Annotated in this window: 10 protein-coding genes; 9 read left to right on the top strand and 1 reads right to left on the bottom strand. The window is 74.4% G+C overall.

Features of this window, described 5'->3' with window-relative positions:
• Nucleotides 1-105: 105 nt before the first annotated feature.
• The gene (locus tag ACFWPI_RS32185; RefSeq protein ID WP_380376851.1) at nt 106-3,438 is read right to left on the bottom strand and encodes a cytochrome P450; all 3,333 of its coding nucleotides are present in this window, start codon (nt 3,436-3,438) and stop codon (nt 106-108) included.
• A 174-nt stretch (nt 3,439-3,612) separates the two neighbouring features.
• On the opposite strand from ACFWPI_RS32185, the gene ACFWPI_RS32180 reads away from it, so the two are divergent.
• The 9 genes from ACFWPI_RS32180 to ACFWPI_RS32140 all read left to right on the top strand — a co-directional run bounded on the left by ACFWPI_RS32180 (nt 3,613) and on the right by ACFWPI_RS32140 (nt 17,169).
• On the top strand, nt 3,613-4,278 hold the full coding sequence (locus ACFWPI_RS32180) for a PAS domain-containing protein (protein WP_380376847.1): 666 nt from the start codon (nt 3,613-3,615) through the stop codon (nt 4,276-4,278).
• Nucleotides 4,279-4,411: 133 nt separating this feature from the next.
• The gene (locus tag ACFWPI_RS32175; protein ID WP_380376844.1) at nt 4,412-5,899 is read left to right on the top strand and encodes an MFS transporter; all 1,488 of its coding nucleotides are present in this window, start codon (nt 4,412-4,414) and stop codon (nt 5,897-5,899) included.
• Complete coding sequence (locus ACFWPI_RS32170; protein ID WP_380376841.1) at nt 5,899-6,351, top strand: MarR family winged helix-turn-helix transcriptional regulator; 453 nt, start codon at nt 5,899-5,901, stop codon at nt 6,349-6,351. The genes ACFWPI_RS32175 and ACFWPI_RS32170 overlap by 1 nt, the downstream gene beginning before the upstream one ends.
• 263 nt (nt 6,352-6,614) lie before the next feature.
• Nucleotides 6,615-7,910: a helix-turn-helix domain-containing protein gene (locus tag ACFWPI_RS32165; protein WP_380376838.1), complete on the top strand. Its 1,296-nt coding sequence runs from the start codon at nt 6,615-6,617 to the stop codon at nt 7,908-7,910.
• Between the two features lie 242 nt (nt 7,911-8,152).
• Nucleotides 8,153-8,554 (top strand): cobalamin B12-binding domain-containing protein, encoded by a 402-nt coding sequence (locus ACFWPI_RS32160; protein WP_380343369.1) that lies wholly within the window; start codon nt 8,153-8,155, stop codon nt 8,552-8,554.
• Nucleotides 8,551-9,840: a methylaspartate mutase gene (locus ACFWPI_RS32155; protein ID WP_380376835.1), complete on the top strand. Its 1,290-nt coding sequence runs from the start codon at nt 8,551-8,553 to the stop codon at nt 9,838-9,840. Before ACFWPI_RS32160 ends, ACFWPI_RS32155 begins: the two co-directional genes overlap by 4 nt.
• Before the next feature lie 117 nt (nt 9,841-9,957).
• On the top strand, nt 9,958-10,950 hold the full coding sequence (locus ACFWPI_RS32150; protein WP_380376833.1) for an asparagine synthetase A: 993 nt from the start codon (nt 9,958-9,960) through the stop codon (nt 10,948-10,950).
• The gene (locus tag ACFWPI_RS32145) at nt 10,947-12,218 is read left to right on the top strand and encodes a glutamate synthase-related protein (RefSeq protein ID WP_380343375.1); all 1,272 of its coding nucleotides are present in this window, start codon (nt 10,947-10,949) and stop codon (nt 12,216-12,218) included. The genes ACFWPI_RS32150 and ACFWPI_RS32145 overlap by 4 nt, the downstream gene beginning before the upstream one ends.
• A 229-nt stretch (nt 12,219-12,447) precedes the next feature.
• Entirely contained in the window at nt 12,448-17,169 is a 4,722-nt protein-coding gene (locus tag ACFWPI_RS32140) for an amino acid adenylation domain-containing protein (RefSeq protein ID WP_380376829.1), read from the top strand.
• Nucleotides 17,170-17,193 lie beyond the last annotated feature (24 nt).

Raw genomic sequence — 17,193 nt, 5'->3', positions numbered from 1 at the left:
CCCCACTGTGGCGCGGTGGGCTGGGCCGGGGTGGGGGTGTTTGGGTGGCCCACGGGGGGCGGGCCGCCCCCGGGGGGGGGGCGCCCGGCCTCCGGTCGGGCGGGCTCAGCGGCCCGCGTAGACGTCCTCGACGTAGCGGCGCTCGTCGATCAGGCCCTGGAGCCAGGCCTGGGCCCGGCCTTCGTCGGCGCCGGGGGTCCGGCTCAGGTAGAGCTCGCGGAAGGCGGCGCGGACGCCCGGGGCCATCCGGGCGCCGTCGCCGCACACGTAGACCTCGGCGCCGGCGGCGAGCAGGCTCCAGACCTCCGCGCCCTCGGCGGCGATGCGGTCCTGGACGAAGCGCCGGCCGTCGACGGGCTGTTCGCTGAAGACCGGGCGCATCGAGACGGCGCCGGCCTGCTCGGCGGCGAGCAGTTCGTCGCGGTGCAGGTAGTCGGCGTCGGGCGCGTCACAGCCGAAGTAGAGCAGGGCCGGGGCGAGTTTGGCGCCCCTGTCCGTGGCCTCGTCGGTGGGGGTGGCGGTGGCGGTGGCGAGCAGGGCGCGGCGGTCGGCGACCGCGCCGCGGAACGGCGCCAGGCCGGTGCCGGCCGCGATCATGATCACCGGGGCGCGGTGGCCGATCCGGAACGTCTCGCGGCACGGCTGGAGGCGCGCCAGCACGGTGTCCCCGACGGCCACCCGGTCGAGGTAGCCGGATCCGACGCCCCGGAAGGAGCCCCGGCCGGAGCGGGCCGGGGCGTCGAGCACGGAGACCATCAGGTCCACGTGGCGCGGGGCGCTGGTCGGCGAGGTGGAGATGGAGTACATCCGGGGTCGGATCGGCGGCAGCAGTTCCAGCAGCACCGGCCAGGTCAGGACCTCCCGCAGGGCCGGGTGGTCCTCGACCAGGTCCAGCAGCGTCCGCGGGTCGTCCTCGGGCAGCGCCCGCAGCGCGGCCCGCTCGGGCGGGCAGGGGTTGAGGTCGGCCAGCGTCGCGCGCTGGGCGGCGCTCGGGCGGTCCTGCAACTCGACGTGGTGGGTGAGCAGTTCGCGGACCGTCAGCGGCCGGTCCACGGCGAGGATGGTGCGCCGGTTCGCCACGATGCCGAGCAGGGTGTCCGGGTCGGCGCCGAACACCTTGGCGGCGCGCTCGACCAGGGCCGGGTCGTTGGCCGGCAGCACCGAGACGTGGTCCGCGGTGCGGTAGTCGACGCCCTCCGGCAGGGCCAGCCGGACCAGGCGCTTGACCCGGGGGTAGGCGGGGTCGGTGAGGCTGCCGACCGCCGTGACGGTCAGCCCGATCACGCGGCGCTTCGCGGCCAGGGCGTCCAGCGGGCCGCCGGCCAGCTCGGTCACGGTGTACGTCTCCAGGGCGGCGGCCTCGGCGGGCGCGGTGCCGGTGCCGGGGGCGGGGGCGACGACGGGTGCAGCGGCGTCGCCGTACCGCTCCAGCAGGGCCCGGCCCAGCGCCGTGGTGAACTCCGCCACCTTCCCGGCCAGATCGCCGGAGGCGTCGGCCGCGCCCCGGGCGAGCAGCCGGGTGCCGCCGAGGGCGGCGAGGCCCTCGTCGATCAGCGTCGGCACGCGCTGGTACGTGGCGGCGTACGTCCGGTCGCCGATGCCGAGCACCGCGTACCGGACGTCCTTCGCGAACCCGGCGGTGCTCTCGGCGCCCTCGCCGCCCTCGGCCTGTTCGGCCTGTTCGGCCTGTTCGGCCTGCTCGGTCGCCGTCCGGAGCCGGCGGACGAACTCCGCCGCGTCGTCCGTCGGCTGGCCGTTGTACGAGGCGGCGGTGATCACCACCGGCCGGTCGGTGGGCAGCCCGTCCGCGTAGGCGTCCAGCGGGGCGACGGCGGTGTCGCAGCCGAGCGCGGCCGCCGCGTCGGCCAGCTGCCGGGTGAACTCGCGGCAGGCGCTGTAGTTGGAGCCGTGCAGGAGCAGCAGACCGGTGCCCTGGCGGACCCGCCCGGGCAGGTCGGCGGCGCGGACGGGCGCGTCCGCCACCGCCGGGGGCGTGGGCGTGCGCGGGGCGAGGGCGAGGGTGAAGTCGTCGGGCTTGATGGTGAGCGTCTGCTTGATGGTCAGCTGGTAGTCGGCGTGGTCGATCAGCCGGTAGCGGTGGACCAGCATGCCGAGCAGCATGGTCGCCTCGTGCAGCGCGAACTGCCGCCCGATGCAGGCGCGTTCACCGGTGCCGAAGGGCTTGAAGGCGTGCGGTGAGCGGGCCGCCTCCGGCTCGGGGTCGAAGCGGGAGGGGTCGAACAGCTCCGGGTTGTCGCCCCAGACGGGGTCGCGGTGCAGCATCATCGTGGCCACCAGGACCGGCTCCCCGGCGCGGACCGGGATCCGGCCGCCGAGCAGGGTGTCCGCGCGGGCCTCGCGGCTGAACGCGGGGGCCGTCGGCCACAGCCGCAGCGCCTCGTTGAGCACCTGCCGGGTGTACCGGAGCCGGCCGATGTCCTCGTACGAGGGCTCCGGATCGGCCTGGTCGCCCCAGAGCGCGTCCACCTCGCGCTGGACCTCGCGGAGTACGGCGGGGTGCTTGACGAGGTAGTACAGGGCGAAGGAGAGCGCGCCCGAGGTGGTCTCGTGGCCGGCGATCAGGAAGGTGATCACCTGGTTGCGGATGTTCTCGGCGTCCAGTCTGCTGCCGTCGGCGGGGTGCACGGCGTCGAGCATCAGGCCCAGCAGGTCCTCGGCCGGGCCCTGTTCGGGGCTGCCGGCGCGGGCGGCGATCACCTCGTCCACCACCGAGGCCAGGTACCGGGCGTCGCCCCGGGCGGCCTGGTCGGGCTCGCTGTGGTCGAGTTCCGGGTCGCGCAGGAGCTTGTTCATCGCCCAGTTCAGGGAGCGGACCATCGCCTCGACGAAGGGGTGCGGCTCCTCCCGGTCGAAGGAGCCGAAGTCGAAGCCGAAACCGGCCAGCCCGATGGTGTCCAGGGTCATCCGGGTCATGTCGCCGGGCACGTCCACGACCAGCCCGGCGGCCGACCGGCCGTCCCAGGACTCGATCAGGCGGCGGGCCACCCGCAGCATCACGGGGTGGTAGGTGCGCATCGAGCCGAGCGCGAAGGCGGGCATCAGGATGTCGTGCGCCCTGGCCCAGTTCGGCTCCGCGTTGTACGCCGTGAACAGGCCGTCCCCGGTGAACTCGCGGACGTTCTCCAGGGCCGGTCCGATCGACTTGGTGAACCGCTCCTCGTCGGCCAGCTCCTCGACCAGGTCCAGGCCGCTGACGATCAGGGTGTCCCGCCCGTGCAGGCGCTGGACGAAGGCCGGGGCGTGCCGCCGGGCCAGCTCCATGGTGCGCAACAGGGGGGCGGCGATCGGCGGCGCCGACGAGATGTCGACCAGCGGCACCCCGGCGGGGCTCTGCCGGGGCACCAGGGTCCCGGGCGGGAGCCCGGCCCCGGCCGGATTCGCAGCCTCGGCTGCCGCCGGGGTCATCGTCTCGGTCATGGGTTGTCGCCTTCCGTGGCAGGAGAAACCTCGTCGTCCTCCACTCTCGCCCGATCAGGGCGGGAACCCGGGCCCGAGGACTACATGTTTGTGCAGTAGCGGCGGGCGCGGAAGACTTGTCAACGGACCGTCAGGTCTGCTGCACGCGCAAGTTGTACACGGGAGGGGCCGGGCATGAGACTGACCGACTGCGAGTCGACGGCGGAGAGCTGGCAGGACCTCGCCGTCATCTGGCGCAACCGGACGCTGCGGTTGCTCGACCACGTGCCGGTGGCGCTGGCGGTGTGCGAGTTCAGCGGCCGGATCATGATCGTCAACCGGGCGATGGCCGCCGAATTCGGCCTGCTGCCGGGACAGTTGCGCAACCGGAAGATCCTGGAGTTCTTCACCCTCCGGGACAGCGCCACCATACCGGCGCTCGCCGAGGCCGTCCGCCTGCACCGCCGCTCGCAGTACCCGGCGCCGGTCTCCTGGTCGGCCGCCGACGGCACCGAGCGGAGCGGCGAGATGACCGTCGCCCTGGTCGGCGACACCCCGGAGGACGCCCCGAACCTGCTGCTCTCGCTGCCGGTCCGCACCGGGCCCGCCGGCCCGCCGGCCGCCCCCCGCCCCGAGGTGAGCCCGATCGAGGCCCGGATCCTCGCCGCCGCCGCCCGCGGCGCCACCACGGCCCAGATCGGCCGGGAGATCGGCCTCACCCCGGACGGCGTCAACTACCACCTCGCCCGGCTCACCCGCCGCTGGCGGCTGCCCAACCGCACCGCACTGGTCGCCCGCGCCTACGCCACCGGCGTCCTGGCCCCCGGCGCCTGGCCACCGGAGCCGGCCCCCCGACCATGACGGGGGCGGCTCGCGGGGGGGAGGCCGGCGGGCTGGGTTGCGCGGGCTGGGTTGCACGGGGCTGGGCCGTTCGGTGATTTAGTTATATGCTCACAATGATTTCAACAATACAAATACTTGTGGAGCCCCCACCATGCCGGACGCCGCCCCACGACGGCCCTGGCTCGTGCTCGCCATCTGCTGCATGAGCCTGCTGATCGTCAGCCTCGACAACACGATCCTGAACGTCGCCCTGCCCGCCATCCAGCGCGACCTGCACACCTCGGTGTCCGGGCTGCAATGGACGGTCGACGCCTACACGCTGGTGCTGGCCAGCCTGTTGATGCTCTCCGGCTCCACCGCCGACCGGGTGGGCCGCCGCCGGGTCTTCCAGATCGGACTGGTGGTCTTCACTGCGGCGTCGCTGCTGTGCAGCCTGGCCCCCGGGCTCGGCTGGCTCGTCGTCGCACGGATGCTCCAGGCGGTGGGCGGATCGATGCTGAACCCCGTCGCCATGTCGATCATCAGCAACACCTTCACCGACTCCCGGCAGCGTGCCCGCGCCATCGGCGTGTGGAGCGGCGTCGTGGGCATCAGCATGGCCGCCGGACCGATCGTCGGCGGCGCCCTGGTCGAGTCGGCCGGCTGGCGGGCCGTCTTCTGGATCAACGTGCCGATCGGCCTGGCCGCGCTGTTCCTGACCCGCAGGTACGTGCCGGAATCACGGGCGCCGCGGCCCCGCCGGGTCGATCCGGTCGGCCAGGTGCTCGTCATCGTCCTGCTCACCGCGCTCACGTACGCGATCATCGAGTCGCCGGAGCGCGGCTGGACCTCGCCGCTCGTCGTCGGCTGCGCGGCGGCGGCGCTGGGCGCGCTGCTGGGCCTGCTGTGGTACGAGCCCAGGCGCGCCGACCCGCTGATCGAGCTGCGGTTCTTCCGGTCCGCGCCGTTCGCGGGCGCCACCGTGATCGCGGTCGCCGCCTTCGCCTCCCTGGGCGGGTTCCTGTTCGTCAGCTCCCTCTACCTGCAGAACGTGCGCGGGCTCACCCCGCTGCACGCCGGGCTGTTCATGCTGCCGATGGCGGTGACGGCGCTGCTGACCGCACCGTTGTCCGGCCGCATGGTCGCCTCCCGGGGGCCGCGCATCCCCCTGCTCCTCGCCGGGGCGGCCCTGTGCGCGAGCGCCGTGCTCCAGGCGCTCACCTACTCCGAGCACCTTCCGACGGCCGTGCTGGTCGTCGCGTACCTGCTCTTCGGCACCGGCTTCGGCCTGGTCAACGCGCCCATCACCAACACCGCCGTTTCGGGCATGCCCCGTTCGCAGGCCGGTGTCGCGGCCGCGGTGGCCTCCACCAGCCGGCAGATCGGCCAGTCCCTCGGCGTGGCCGTCGTCGGCGCCCTGATGGCGGGCGGCGCGTACGCGCACACGGCGGCCTTCACCGACGCCGGGCGGACGGCGTGGTGGATCATCGCAGGCTGCGGCGCTGTCGTGCTGGTCACGGGTACGCTCACTTCCGGCCGCTGGGCCCGGGAGACGGCCCTGCGCACGGCGGAGCGGCTCGCCGCCGAGGAGACGCCTGAGACGCCTGAGACACCGGAGGCGCCGGGGACGAGGGAGACGAAGGAGACGGTGAACACCTGATGGACCGCCCGCACACCGGCGAGCACCACGAGGGGGACGAGGCCGCCACCAGCACGGCGACCAGGGTCTGGCAGGGGCTGAACGCGCTCGTCCTGGAGCGCTACGACCGCCGCAAGACCGTCGCCGAAGCCCTCGGCATGAGCTTCAGCCGGGTCAGGGCGCTGCGCCGCCTCGGCGCCGACCCGATCACCCTGCGGGACCTGGCCGAGCGGCTGGGCAGCGACCCGCCCTACACCACCGTCATCGTCGACGACCTGGTGCGGCGCGGCCTCGCCGAACGCGTCACCAATCCCGCCGATCGCCGGTCCAAGCTGGTCCATCTGACCGAGGAGGGCCAGGCGAAGGCCGCCCTCGCCGCCAGGATCCTCACCACCCCGCCCGACGACCTGCTCGCCCTGCCCCCGGAGGACATCCAGGCGCTCGACCGCGTCCTGGCGAAGCTCCTGGACTGAACCCCCCGGGGCGGGTGCCGTCATGGCCGCCGACGGGCTGTGAGGCCAGCGTGAAGGTCGTGGGTGGGGCCGGTGATCGGCCGTTGATCGGGCGTAGACGGCAAGCCTGCAGCATCTGGAACCGGAGGGGACCGGTTCGGAGGCCACAGCCTGACCACCGGGACCCACGCGGTCGGACCACGGACCGCGCGGGTGCCCAGCGCTGATGCCGCCACCGGTCCCGACCCCCATCAGGAGTCCGGACCACGAAGGGCAGACGAGGCATGGACGGCGGGCAGTGGGTGCAAGCGGTGAGGCCGGCGGCGGGCTTCGGCGAGCAGTTGAGGGTACGGCGCGAGCGGATCGGCCTGACCCAACAGTGCCTGGCCGATCACGCCACCCTGAGCGTGCGGGCGATCCGGGACATGGAGAGCGGCCGAGTCAGAAGGCCGCGGAACGAGACCGTCCGGCTGCTGGCGGACGCGCTGCGGCTGGAGGGCCGCAGCCGGACGGACTTCGAGGAGGCCGCCCGTCGGCACCCGCTCGCCGATGAGCCGGCGGCCGTGGCGCCGGTCGCCCCGCCGGTGGCGCGCGGGGCCATCGTCGGCCGGGAGATGGAGGCCGAGGTGCTGTCCGACGCCTTCGCCGTGCACGGGGACCGGCTGGTCTCGCTGGTGGGGCTCGGCGGGGTCGGCAAGACCCGGCTCGCCCTGGAGGTGGCCCGCCGCCTGCACCTGGCCGCCTGCTGGTCGGTGCGCTGGGTGGACTGCGCCGGCGACCCGGCCCCCTGGCACGGCCGGATGGACGACATCGTCCGGGACATCGGCGACCGGCCCGCCCTGCTGGTGCTGGACGGCGCCGACGGCGGGGTGGACGCCGGCCGGCTGGACGGGCTGTTCCACCACTGCCCCGGGCTGCGGGTGCTGATCACCGCCCGGGAGGCCTGGCCGCTGCCCGGCGGGCAGGTCGTCCCGCTCGCGCCGCTGCCCGTACCGGCCCCCGAACTCGACGCCGAACCGGAGGCGCTGGCGCAGATCGGCGCCGTCCGGCTGCTGCTCTCGCACCTGCGCCGGCTGCGCCCCGGCTACACCCTGGAGCGCTCCGAGGCCCCCGCCGTGGCCGCGCTCTGCCGCCACCTGGACGGCCTGCCGGGGGCGTTGGAGCGCGCGGCGGGGTGGACGCTGGTGCAGTCCACCGCCCAGCTGCTGGCCCGGCTGTCGGCCGGCCCGTTCACGCTGGCGGCACCGCCGGTGGTGTACGGCACGCGCGGTGACGTCCGGGACGAGGTGGAGCCGGCGATCCAGCGGTTGACGGAGCGCCAGCGGGCCCTGCTGGACGTGCTCGTGGACGAGCCCGGCGACTGGTCGGGGGAGGACGCGGTGGTCCGCAGCGGCTGGGCGCCGCAGACCTGCCTGGCGACGGTGCACGAACTGCTGTCGCGCGGGCTGATCCGCAGCGTGCCCGCCCGCGACGGGGTGCGCTTCACGGTGCTCAACGTGTGCCGCCGCCTCCTCCAGGAGGAGCCCGGGCACCGGTTCGCGCCGGCCGGGGACGTCCAGCTGCTCGCCGTCGCGGGCTGACCACACGGCGGCCGGCCGGGTGTCGATACTGCCGCATCTTGCCCGCATCTTGCCGCACGAGCTGCCGGTCGCCGGGCCCGATCGTTCCTAGCGTTCTCCGCAGGGCTGGACCGTCGCGGAATACGCGCCGGAATTCCCGGGCCGCCGGCTGGGGCGTCGGCGGAATTCCATCGAGGATCGCTACCGACGAGGGCTGGATTGTGGAGCACAGAAATGCTGGAGAGAGAAGACTGGACGTCGTCGTGACGACGACGGCCTCGGATTCGCACACCTGGAACCTGGTGTTCCTGCAACTGCTGCTGGAGGAAATGGGCCACCGGGTGACGAACCTGGGCGCGTGCGTCCCCGACGCCCTGCTGCTCTCCGAATGCCGCCGGATCGAACCGGACCTGATCGTGGTCAGCAGCGTCAACGGGCACGGCTACCAGGAAGGACTGCGGGTGATCCCGGCCCTGCGCGCCTGCCCGGAACTGCGGCGCACCCCGACGGTCATCGGCGGCAAGCTCGGCATCGCCGGAACCGACGACCCCGACCGCGAGCGCACACTGCTCGCGGCCGGCTTCGACCGGGTCTTCGAGGAGGACTCCGCGGTGGCCGGGTTCCGCGAGTTCGTCGACGGGCTGCACTCCCGGGTCCTGCTGTGACGAGCTTCGGCGCGTTCGTGGCGCAGGCCGCGGAGGCCGGCGCACTGGTCGTCCAGCCCCGGATGGGGATGGCGCAGGCGGCCCGGATGCGGGAGGGCCTGCTCGCCACCCGGGCGGCGGCCGCCGTCACCGTCGGCACCATCACCCTGGACAGCTACACCCGCACCGGCGACCTCGACGCCGCGCGGCGGGCCCTGGCCGCCGGGGCCGGCCTCAACGGCTACCCGATCGCCACCCACCCGGTCGACGTCACCCGGGCGGTCCTGGCCGGGGTGGCGGACGCGGGCTTCCCGGTACAGGTCCGGCACGGCTCGGCCGCGCCGGAGCACATCATCGGGGCGCTGCTGGCGGCCGGCCTGGACGCCACCGAGGGCGGACCGGTCTCCTACTGCCTGCCGTACGGCCGCACCCCGCTGCACGAGGCGGTGGCCCGCTGGCAGCGCAGCTGCGAACTGCTCTCGTCCATGCGGGAGTTCGGTGCGGATCCGCATCTGGAGACCTTCGGCGGCTGCATGATGGGCCAGCTCTGCCCGCCCTCGCTGCTGATCGCCATCAGCGTCCTGGAGGCGCTGTTCTTCCGCCAGCACGGGCTGCGCAGCATCTCGCTCAGCTACGCCCAGCAGGCCAACGCCCGCCAGGACGAGGAGGCGCTGGCCGCGCTCGGCCGGATCGCGGGCGAACTGCTCGCGGACGTCGACCACCACCTCGTGGTGTACGCGTACATGGGCGTGTACCCGCGCTCGCCCGGCGGCGCCCGACTGCTGCTGGAGGACGCCGCGCGGCTCGCGGTGCGCGGCGGCGCCGCCCGGCTGATCGTCAAGACCACGGCCGAGGCGCACCGCATCCCGACGGTCGCCGAGAACGTCCGGGCGCTGGAGACCGCCGCCGCGGCCGCCACGGCGGAACGCGCCCGCCCCCGGCCCGCCGCCCCGCCGGACACCGGGATCGAGGCCGAGGCCAGGGCGCTGATCGGCGCGGTGCTCGACCTGGACGCCGACCTCGGGCGGGCCCTGGTGCGGGCGTTCGCGGCCGGCTACCTGGACGTGCCGTACTGCCTGCACCCCGACAACGCCGGGCGGACGCGCAGCTCGCTCGGCCCGGACGGACGGCTGCTGTGGTCCGCCGTCGGCTCGATGCCGATCGCCGGGCTCGCCGAGGGCGGCCGCGCGCCGATCCTCGGCTCGGCCGGGCTGCTGGCCGCGCTCTCCCAGGTCCAGCAGCGCTACGACGACCGGGCCGAACGCTCGCCCGCACCCGCACTGCGGGGGCTGCCCGCCGCGCGGTGAGACGCCCGGTGAGACGTCCGCTGAAACGCCCGGTGAGACGTCCGCTGAGACGCCCGCTGAGAAACCACGCTTCACGCTCCACGCTCCACGAGAGAACGAGAGAAGAGGACCCCGACCATGCCCGACACCACGCCCCTGCCGCCGACCGACCCGGGCCGGCACCTGACCGCGCCGGCCACCCGCAGCGCGCTCCGGATCCAGCAGCACCTGCTCACCGCGGCCCGCGAGTTCCTGCGCGGCCGGGGCTTCACCGAACTGCTGCCGCCGATCATCGGCCCGGTCACCGATCCCGGTGCGCGCGGCTCCAAGCAGGTGGACATCGACTTCTACGGCCACCGCTACAAGCTGATGACCAGCGCGATCCTGTACAAGCAGGCCTCGCTGCTCGCCTTCGACAAGATCTTCTGCATCGCCCCGAACGTCCGCCTGGAACCGCTGGAGACCGCCGGGACGAACCGGCACCTCGCCGAGTTCCACCAGTTGGACGTGGAGGTCGCCGGGGCGAGCCGGGACGACGTCGTCCAGCTGGCCGAGGACCTGGTGGTGCACATGGTCGACAGCACCGTCCGCGCGCTGCCCAAGGAGTTCGCCGAACTCGGCCGGGACCCGCAGGCCTTCGCCGAACTGCTGCAGGGCTCCTTCGGCCGCATCCGGCACGCGGAGGCGGTCGCCGAACTCCAGGGCATCGGGCACCCGCAGAGCCCCGAGGCCGAACTCGACTGGGAGGGCGAGGCGTTGCTGTCGGCCCGGCGGGACCGGCCGTTCTTCGTCACCGACTACCCGAAGGGCTCGCGCGGCTTCTACGACCGCGAGCACCCCGACGACCCGGGCCTGCTGCGCAACTTCGACCTGCTGGCGCCCGAGGGCTACGGCGAACTGTGCAGCGGCAGCCAGCGCACCAACGACTACGCGGAGATCGTCACCCGGATGCGGGAGACCGGCGAGAACCCGCAGAAGTACCGCTGGTACCTGGACCTGGTGCGCGAGGGCGTGCCGGCCAGCGCGGGCTTCGGCATCGGGGTCGAGCGGCTGACCCGGTACGTCGCCGGGCTGGACGCCGTCTGGCAGGCCAGCGCCTTCCCGAAGATCGCCGGGGTGGTGTCCCCGTGAGCGACCTCAGCGCGCCGGGATTCCCGGAGGAGGAGGTCCGGCACCGGGCCCGCGCCGGGGCGGCCGCCGCCTTCCCGCCCGCCGAGGAGTACGGACACGTGCTGTTCGGCGCCGGCCAGTCGGGCGCGGCGGACCGGGCGGCGCCGCCGGACGCCCTGGACGCGCTGCGGATCGTCCCGCCGCTGTTCCTGCCGCAGCGGCTGGCCAAGCTGATCGACCTCGGCCGCGAGCCCGACTACCGGGACGTCGAACTCGCCACCGTCATCGGCGGGTTCGCCTCAGCGCTGCCGGTGTACGTCTCCGCGACCGGCTCCACCCGGGCCGCCGGCGGTGACCTCGGGCTGGCGCTGAGCCGGCAGGCCGGGGCACTCGGCATCCCGATGGTGATCGGCGAGAACGTGGTGCCGGTCAACGGCTACGGCCGGCTCGGCGAGGCGGCCGACCGCACGCTGCTCGGCCGGCTGCGCGCCTACACCGAAGAACTTCCGGACGGCCTCGGCGGCGTGGCCGTCCAGCAGAGCACCGAGGACGCCGACGCCGAGGTGTGGAACCTCGTCCACAGCGACCCGGCCGCCCTGCCGCTGCTGGAATCCGGGCGGCTGGCCTTCGAGTTGAAGGTCGGCCAGGGCGCCAAACCGGGCCTGGGCGGCATGACGGTGCTGGAGGCCGAGGCCGCCGCCGCGCTGGGCGACCGCTTCGGGCTGGACCCGTTGTTCGGCGACGGGCGGGTGCTGCGCGCCGCCACCCCGGGCACCTTCACCGCGGAGATCCTGCGCCAGCAGATCCGGCTGATGCGCAACAACTACCCGCGGGTGCGGATCTGGGTGAAGCTCTACCCCGGCCGGGACGTGGCCGAGGCCGCCCGGGTGGCGCACGAGGCCGGGGCGGACGCCGTCGTGGTGGACGGCGCCGAAGGCGGAACCGGCTGGGCGCCCGGGGTGTTCCTGCCGCACGTCGGACTGCCGCTCGCGGAGTGCCTGCGCCGGCTGGCGGTCGCGCCGCCGCCCTCGCTGCTGGTCTCCGGGCGGATCTGGGAAGGCGCCAGGGCGGTCAAGAGCCTGGCCTCGGGGGCCCGTGCGGTGGGCCTCGGGCGGGCGGCGCTGATCGCCGTGGCGGAGGACCGGGAATCCGGGCTCCGCCGTTTCGTGGACTGTCTGGCGCTGGAACTCCGACTGCTGATCAGCGCGCTCGGAAAATACGCTCCGCAGGCCCTGGACCGGGAGGACGTCTGGTCCCCCGAGGAATGCGGAATCACCGCCGGCCGGTAGCCCCGGCCTGCCCGGGTCGATTCCTGCGGCATGTCCGGAAAGCGGCAGCGGAAAACTGCCGATTTCCTTCCTCCTTTCCTGCCGATAGGGCCGTCGAATTCCCCCTATCGTCGAACTCGTCGCCGATTCATCTCACTTCTGGGGCTGGATGATGTCCTCTCGCGGTTTTCCTACTGAGAATGCTGCGCCCGAAAGCACGGCGCCCGAAATCACGGTGCCTGAAATAACGGTGTCCGCTTTCGAGCCGCCCGCTTTCGAGCCGTTCGCCTCCGCCGTCCGCCGCTTTCCGGAGCGGCCGGCCGTCCGCACCGGCGGCCGGACCGTCAGCTACCGGGAGCTGGACGGCCTGACCGCCGCGCTCGCCGCCCGGCTCGCCCCCGGGGGGACGGTCGCCGTCACCGGCCGCGACCGGCTGGACCACGTGGTCGCGCTGCTGGCGGTCCTGCGGGCCGGCGCCACCTACCTGCCGCTGGACCGGGAGGCCCCGGAGGAGCGCAACCGCTGGATCACCGAGGACGCCGGGGCCTCCCTCGCCCTCGGCGGCGAGGAGCTCACCGAGCTCGGCGACGGTGCCGCAGCGGGTGCCGGTGCGGGCTACGTCATCTACACCTCCGGCACCACCGGCCGCCCGAAGGGCGTGCACGTCCCGCTCGCCGCGCTCACCGGCCACCTGGCCGCCGCCGTCCGGACCTTCGGCCTGACCGAGCAGGACGTGGTGCTGCAGTTCGCCCGTCCGACGGTGGACGTGGCCGTGGAGCAGGTCCTCGGCGCGCTGTCCGCCGGGGCCTGCCTGGTCCTCCCGGAGCACCAACTCCTCTCCCCTGCCGAACTGCTGGACCTGCTGGACGCCGAGGGCGTCACCGTCGCCAACCTGGCCGCCGGCTACTTCCAGGACGTGGTGGCGGCCCTGGGCGGCCGGGTGCCGCGCACCCTGCGGCTGATGATCTCGGGCAGCGACAAGCTGGAGCCCGCCACCGCCGCCGCTTGGTGGGCCGCGACCGGGGTGCCGCTGCTGAACGCGTACGGACCGACCGAGACCGTGGTCACCGCCACCACCCACCGGCTCGCGGGCGAGCAGCCCGAGGCGGGTGTGCCGATCGGGACCGCGCTCGGCGGGCGGCGGCTCTACGTGCTCGACGAGCGGCTGCGTCCGGTGCCGCCCGGCACGGCCGGCGAACTGTACGTCGGCGGGCCGCTGCTGGCCTCCGGCTACCTCGGCCGCCCGGGCCTGACCGCCGACCGCTTCGTCGCGGACCCGTTCGCGGACCCGTTCGTGGCCCCGCTCGCGGACCCGGGCGGGGCGGCGCCCGCAGCGCCGAGCGGCGCTCCCGGCGCGCGGATGTACCGCACCGGCGACGTGGTGCGCCGCACGACCGAGGACGGCCCGCTGGAGTTCGTCGGCCGCAGCGACCACCAGGTGAAGGTCCGCGGCTTCCGGGTCGAGCCGGGCGAGATCGAGCAGGTGCTGGCCGGGTACCCGGGCGTCACCGGCTGCGTGGTGGTGGCGCGCGAGGGTCGGCTGGCCGGCTACCTGACCGGCGCCGCGCCGCAGTACGCCGAGGCGCGGGCCTGGCTGGCCGAGCGGCTGCCCGAGCACATGATCCCGGCGACGCTCACCGCGCTGGACGCCTTCCCGCTGACCGGCGGCGGCAAGGTGGACCGCCAGGCGCTGCCCGAGCCGCAGGCAGCCCCCGAGGGCCAGCCGACCGGCCGCCCGCCGCGCACGCCCGCCGAGCAGCTGATCGCGGCGGTCTGGGCGGACGTGCTCGGGGTGCCCGAGGTCGGGGCGGACGACAACTTCTTCCACCTGGGCGGCGATTCGCTGACGGCCGTGCGCGTGGTGGGCCGGGTCTTCGACGTCTTCGGCATGGTGTCCCCGTACACCATCTTCGACGCGCCGACGCTGGCGGAGTTCGCCGCCGCGGTGACCGCCGCCTCCGGCGGTGAGCGCCCGGCGCTGGTCCGCTCGGGTGCCGCCGAGGCCCCGCTGTCCAAGTTCCAGCGCGGCCTCTGGTTCCTCGACCAGTGGAACCCGGACGCGCCGACCTACGTGGTGCCCTGGGTGTTCCGGTTCGCCGGGCCGGTCGACCCCGAGCTGCTGCGCCAGGCGCTGGCCGGGGTGGTGGCGCGGCACGAGAGCCTGCGGACGACCTTCGAGCTCGCCGAGGACGGCCCGCGCCAGGTCGTCCACCCGGCCGTGGAGCTGCCGTTCACGCTCACCGAGACCACCGCCGGCCAGGTGGACGACCTGGTGGCCGAGGCCGCGCTGGAGCCCTTCGACCTGGAGGCCGGGCCGCTGGTGCGGGCGCGGGTCTTCCGGGCCGCCGGCGCGACCACGCTGCTGCTGCTCTTCCACCACATCGTCTGGGACGAGGGCTCGTTGCCGGTGCTGGAGGCCGAACTCCAGGAGCTGTACGCCGCGGCGGCCGAGGGGCGCCCGGCCGAGCTGCCGGAACTCGCCGTCCAGTACGGCGACTACGCGGCCTGGCAGTACCAGGACGACACCGCCGAGCGGCAACTCGACTACTGGCGCGAGCAGTTGGCCGACGCGCCGGACGCCGACGCGCTGGCGCCGGACCACCCCCGCCCCGAGGAGCAGGCCTTCCGTGGCGCGTTCCACCGCTTCGCGATGGCGGATCCGGTGGCCGGGGCCGTCCGGGCGCTCGCCCGCAGCGAGGACGCCACCCCGTTCATGGTGCTGCTCGCCGGGCTGGCGCTCACCCTGCACCGCCGCTCCGGGCAGCGCGACCTGGTGCTCGGCTCGCCGGTGAACGTCCGTGGCCGGGCCGAACTCGACGGCCTGATCGGCTACTTCGTCAACCTGCTGCCGCTGCGCCTGAAGGTCGAGGAGGGCGTCTCCTTCCGCGAGCTGGTCCGGCACGTGCGCGAGGTGTCGATCGCCGGCTACCGGCACCAGGAGGTGCCCTTCGACGACATCGCGAACGCGGTGGTGGAGGAGCGCCCCGAGGACCGCAACCCGCTGTGCCAGGTGCTGCTGGAACTGCACCCGCTGGACACCCGCCCGCTGACCGTCGGCGGCTGCGAGGTCACCCGCGAACTGCACTCCAACCCCGTCTCCCGCTTCGACCTGTCCGTCTCGGTGGACGACCGCGGCACCGGCTTCACCGGCCGCTTCGAGTACGACAGCGACCTCTTCGAGGCCTCCACCATGGCCGGCCTGTGCGAGCAGTGGCTGGGCACCCTGGCCGCCGCCCTGGAGGTGCCGGGGCACGCCCTGTTCGAGGCGCAGGCCGCCCGGGCCCCGCAGGCCACCGCCCTGATCTCCGGTGAACGGACCGTCCCGTACGGCGAGCTGAACGCCGCCGCGAACCGGCTGGCCCGCCACCTGGTGGGCCTCGGCATCGGCCGCGGCGACACCGTCGCCGTACTCGCCGAGCGCGGGCCGGAGATGGTCACCGCGCTGCTGGCCGCCCTCAAGACCGGCGCCGCCTACACCCTGCTCGACCCGGACTTCCCGGCCGAGCGGCTGGCCGGCGCGGTCGCCGACACCGGCGCCGCCACGGTGATCACCCACGGCCACGCCACCGTGCCGTTCGCCGTCCGGCGCCAGGTGGACCTGGACGCCGCGGCCGCCGAACTGGCCCGGTGCGCGGCGCACGACCTCGGCCTGCCGGTCGACGGCGGCGACCTCGCCTGCGTGATGTTCACCTCCGGCTCCACCGGCCGCCCCAAGGGCGCGGCCGTCCCGCACCGCGCGCTCACCACCACCTACCTCGGCCAGGACTACGCCCGCTTCGGCCCGGACGAGGTCTGGCTGCAGTGCTCGCCGGTCTCCTGGGACGCCTTCGCGCTGGAGCTCTACGGCGCGCTCTGCTTCGGCGGAGCGTGCGTCCTGCAGCCCGGCCAGCGCCCCGACCCGCAGGCCATCGCCGAGCTGACCCGCCGCCACGGCGTCACCGAACTCCAGCTCTCCGCCAGCCTGTTCAACTTCCTGCTGGAGGAGCTCCCGGAGACCTACGACGGCCTCAAGCTGGCCATCACCGCCGGCGAGCGGGCCTCCGTCACCCATGTGGCCAAGGCCCTGGAGACCTACCCCGGCCTGGTGGTCGCCAACGGCTACGGCCCGGTCGAGAGCCTCGGCCTGACCACCTGCCACCAGGTCGGCCCGGAGGACGTCACCGGCAGCTCCGTCCCGATCGGCGTCGCGCTGAACGGCAAGGGCATCCTCGTCCTGGACGAGCTGCTGCGCCCCGTCGAGCCCGGCGTGACCGGCGAGCTGTACGCCTCCGGCGGCGGTCTCGCCTACGGCTACCTCGGCCGGCCCGGCCTCACCGCCGAGCGCTTCGTCGCCTCCCCGTTCGGCGCCCCCGGCGAGCGCATCTACCGCACCGGGGACCTCGGCTACGTCAGCACCGGGGGCCTGCTGGAGGTCACCGGCCGGATCGACGACCAGGTCAAGATCCGCGGCTTCCGGGTCGAGCCCGGCGAGATCGAGGACGCGCTCACCCGGCACCCCGCCGTCCAGGAGGCCGCCGTCACCGTCCACGAACCCGCCCCGGGCGACCACCGCCTGGCCGCCTACGTCACCGTCGGGGCCGACGCGCCGGACCCGGAGGTGCTCCTCGACCACCTGGCCGGCCTGCTGCCCGAGCACATGGTGCCAGCCACCCTGGACGTCCTGGACGCCCTGCCGCTCAACCACAACGGCAAGGTCGACCGGAAGGCGCTGCCCGCCCCCGCCGGGCGCCGGGCCGCCGCCCGCGACCCGCTGACCGAAGCCGAACGGCTGGTCGCCGAGGCCATGTGCGAGGTCCTCGACCTCACCGAGGTCGGCCGGGAGGACAACTTCTTCCGGATCGGCGGCAACTCGCTGGCCGCCGTCCGGGTCGCGATGCGGCTGTCCCGGGAGACCGGCACCCGCGTCCCCCCGCAACTGGTGTTCCGGGCCAGGACCGTGAGCGCCATCGCCGAACGGCTGGCCGCCCGATGACGGGCCGCACCGCACACGAAGGGA

Origin of the sequence: Kitasatospora sp. NPDC058492 (assembly GCF_042720685.1) — a bacterium.
Lineage (GTDB): Bacteria > Actinomycetota > Actinomycetes > Streptomycetales > Streptomycetaceae > Kitasatospora.
Note: the sequence above shows the minus strand (reverse complement) of the source record. Positions and strands in the feature narration are given on the sequence as shown.

What these genes read in the sequence shown, in the direction of transcription:
- ACFWPI_RS32185 (WP_380376851.1), bottom strand. Translation starts at nt 3,438, where the DNA reads ATGACCGAGACGATGACCCCGGCGGCAGCCGAGGCTGCGAATCCGGCC.
- ACFWPI_RS32180 (WP_380376847.1), top strand. Translation starts at nt 3,613, where the DNA reads ATGAGACTGACCGACTGCGAGTCGACGGCGGAGAGCTGGCAGGACCTC.
- ACFWPI_RS32175 (WP_380376844.1), top strand. Translation starts at nt 4,412, where the DNA reads ATGCCGGACGCCGCCCCACGACGGCCCTGGCTCGTGCTCGCCATCTGC.
- ACFWPI_RS32170 (WP_380376841.1), top strand. Translation starts at nt 5,899, where the DNA reads ATGGACCGCCCGCACACCGGCGAGCACCACGAGGGGGACGAGGCCGCC.
- ACFWPI_RS32165 (WP_380376838.1), top strand. Translation starts at nt 6,615, where the DNA reads ATGGACGGCGGGCAGTGGGTGCAAGCGGTGAGGCCGGCGGCGGGCTTC.
- ACFWPI_RS32150 (WP_380376833.1), top strand. Translation starts at nt 9,958, where the DNA reads ATGCCCGACACCACGCCCCTGCCGCCGACCGACCCGGGCCGGCACCTG.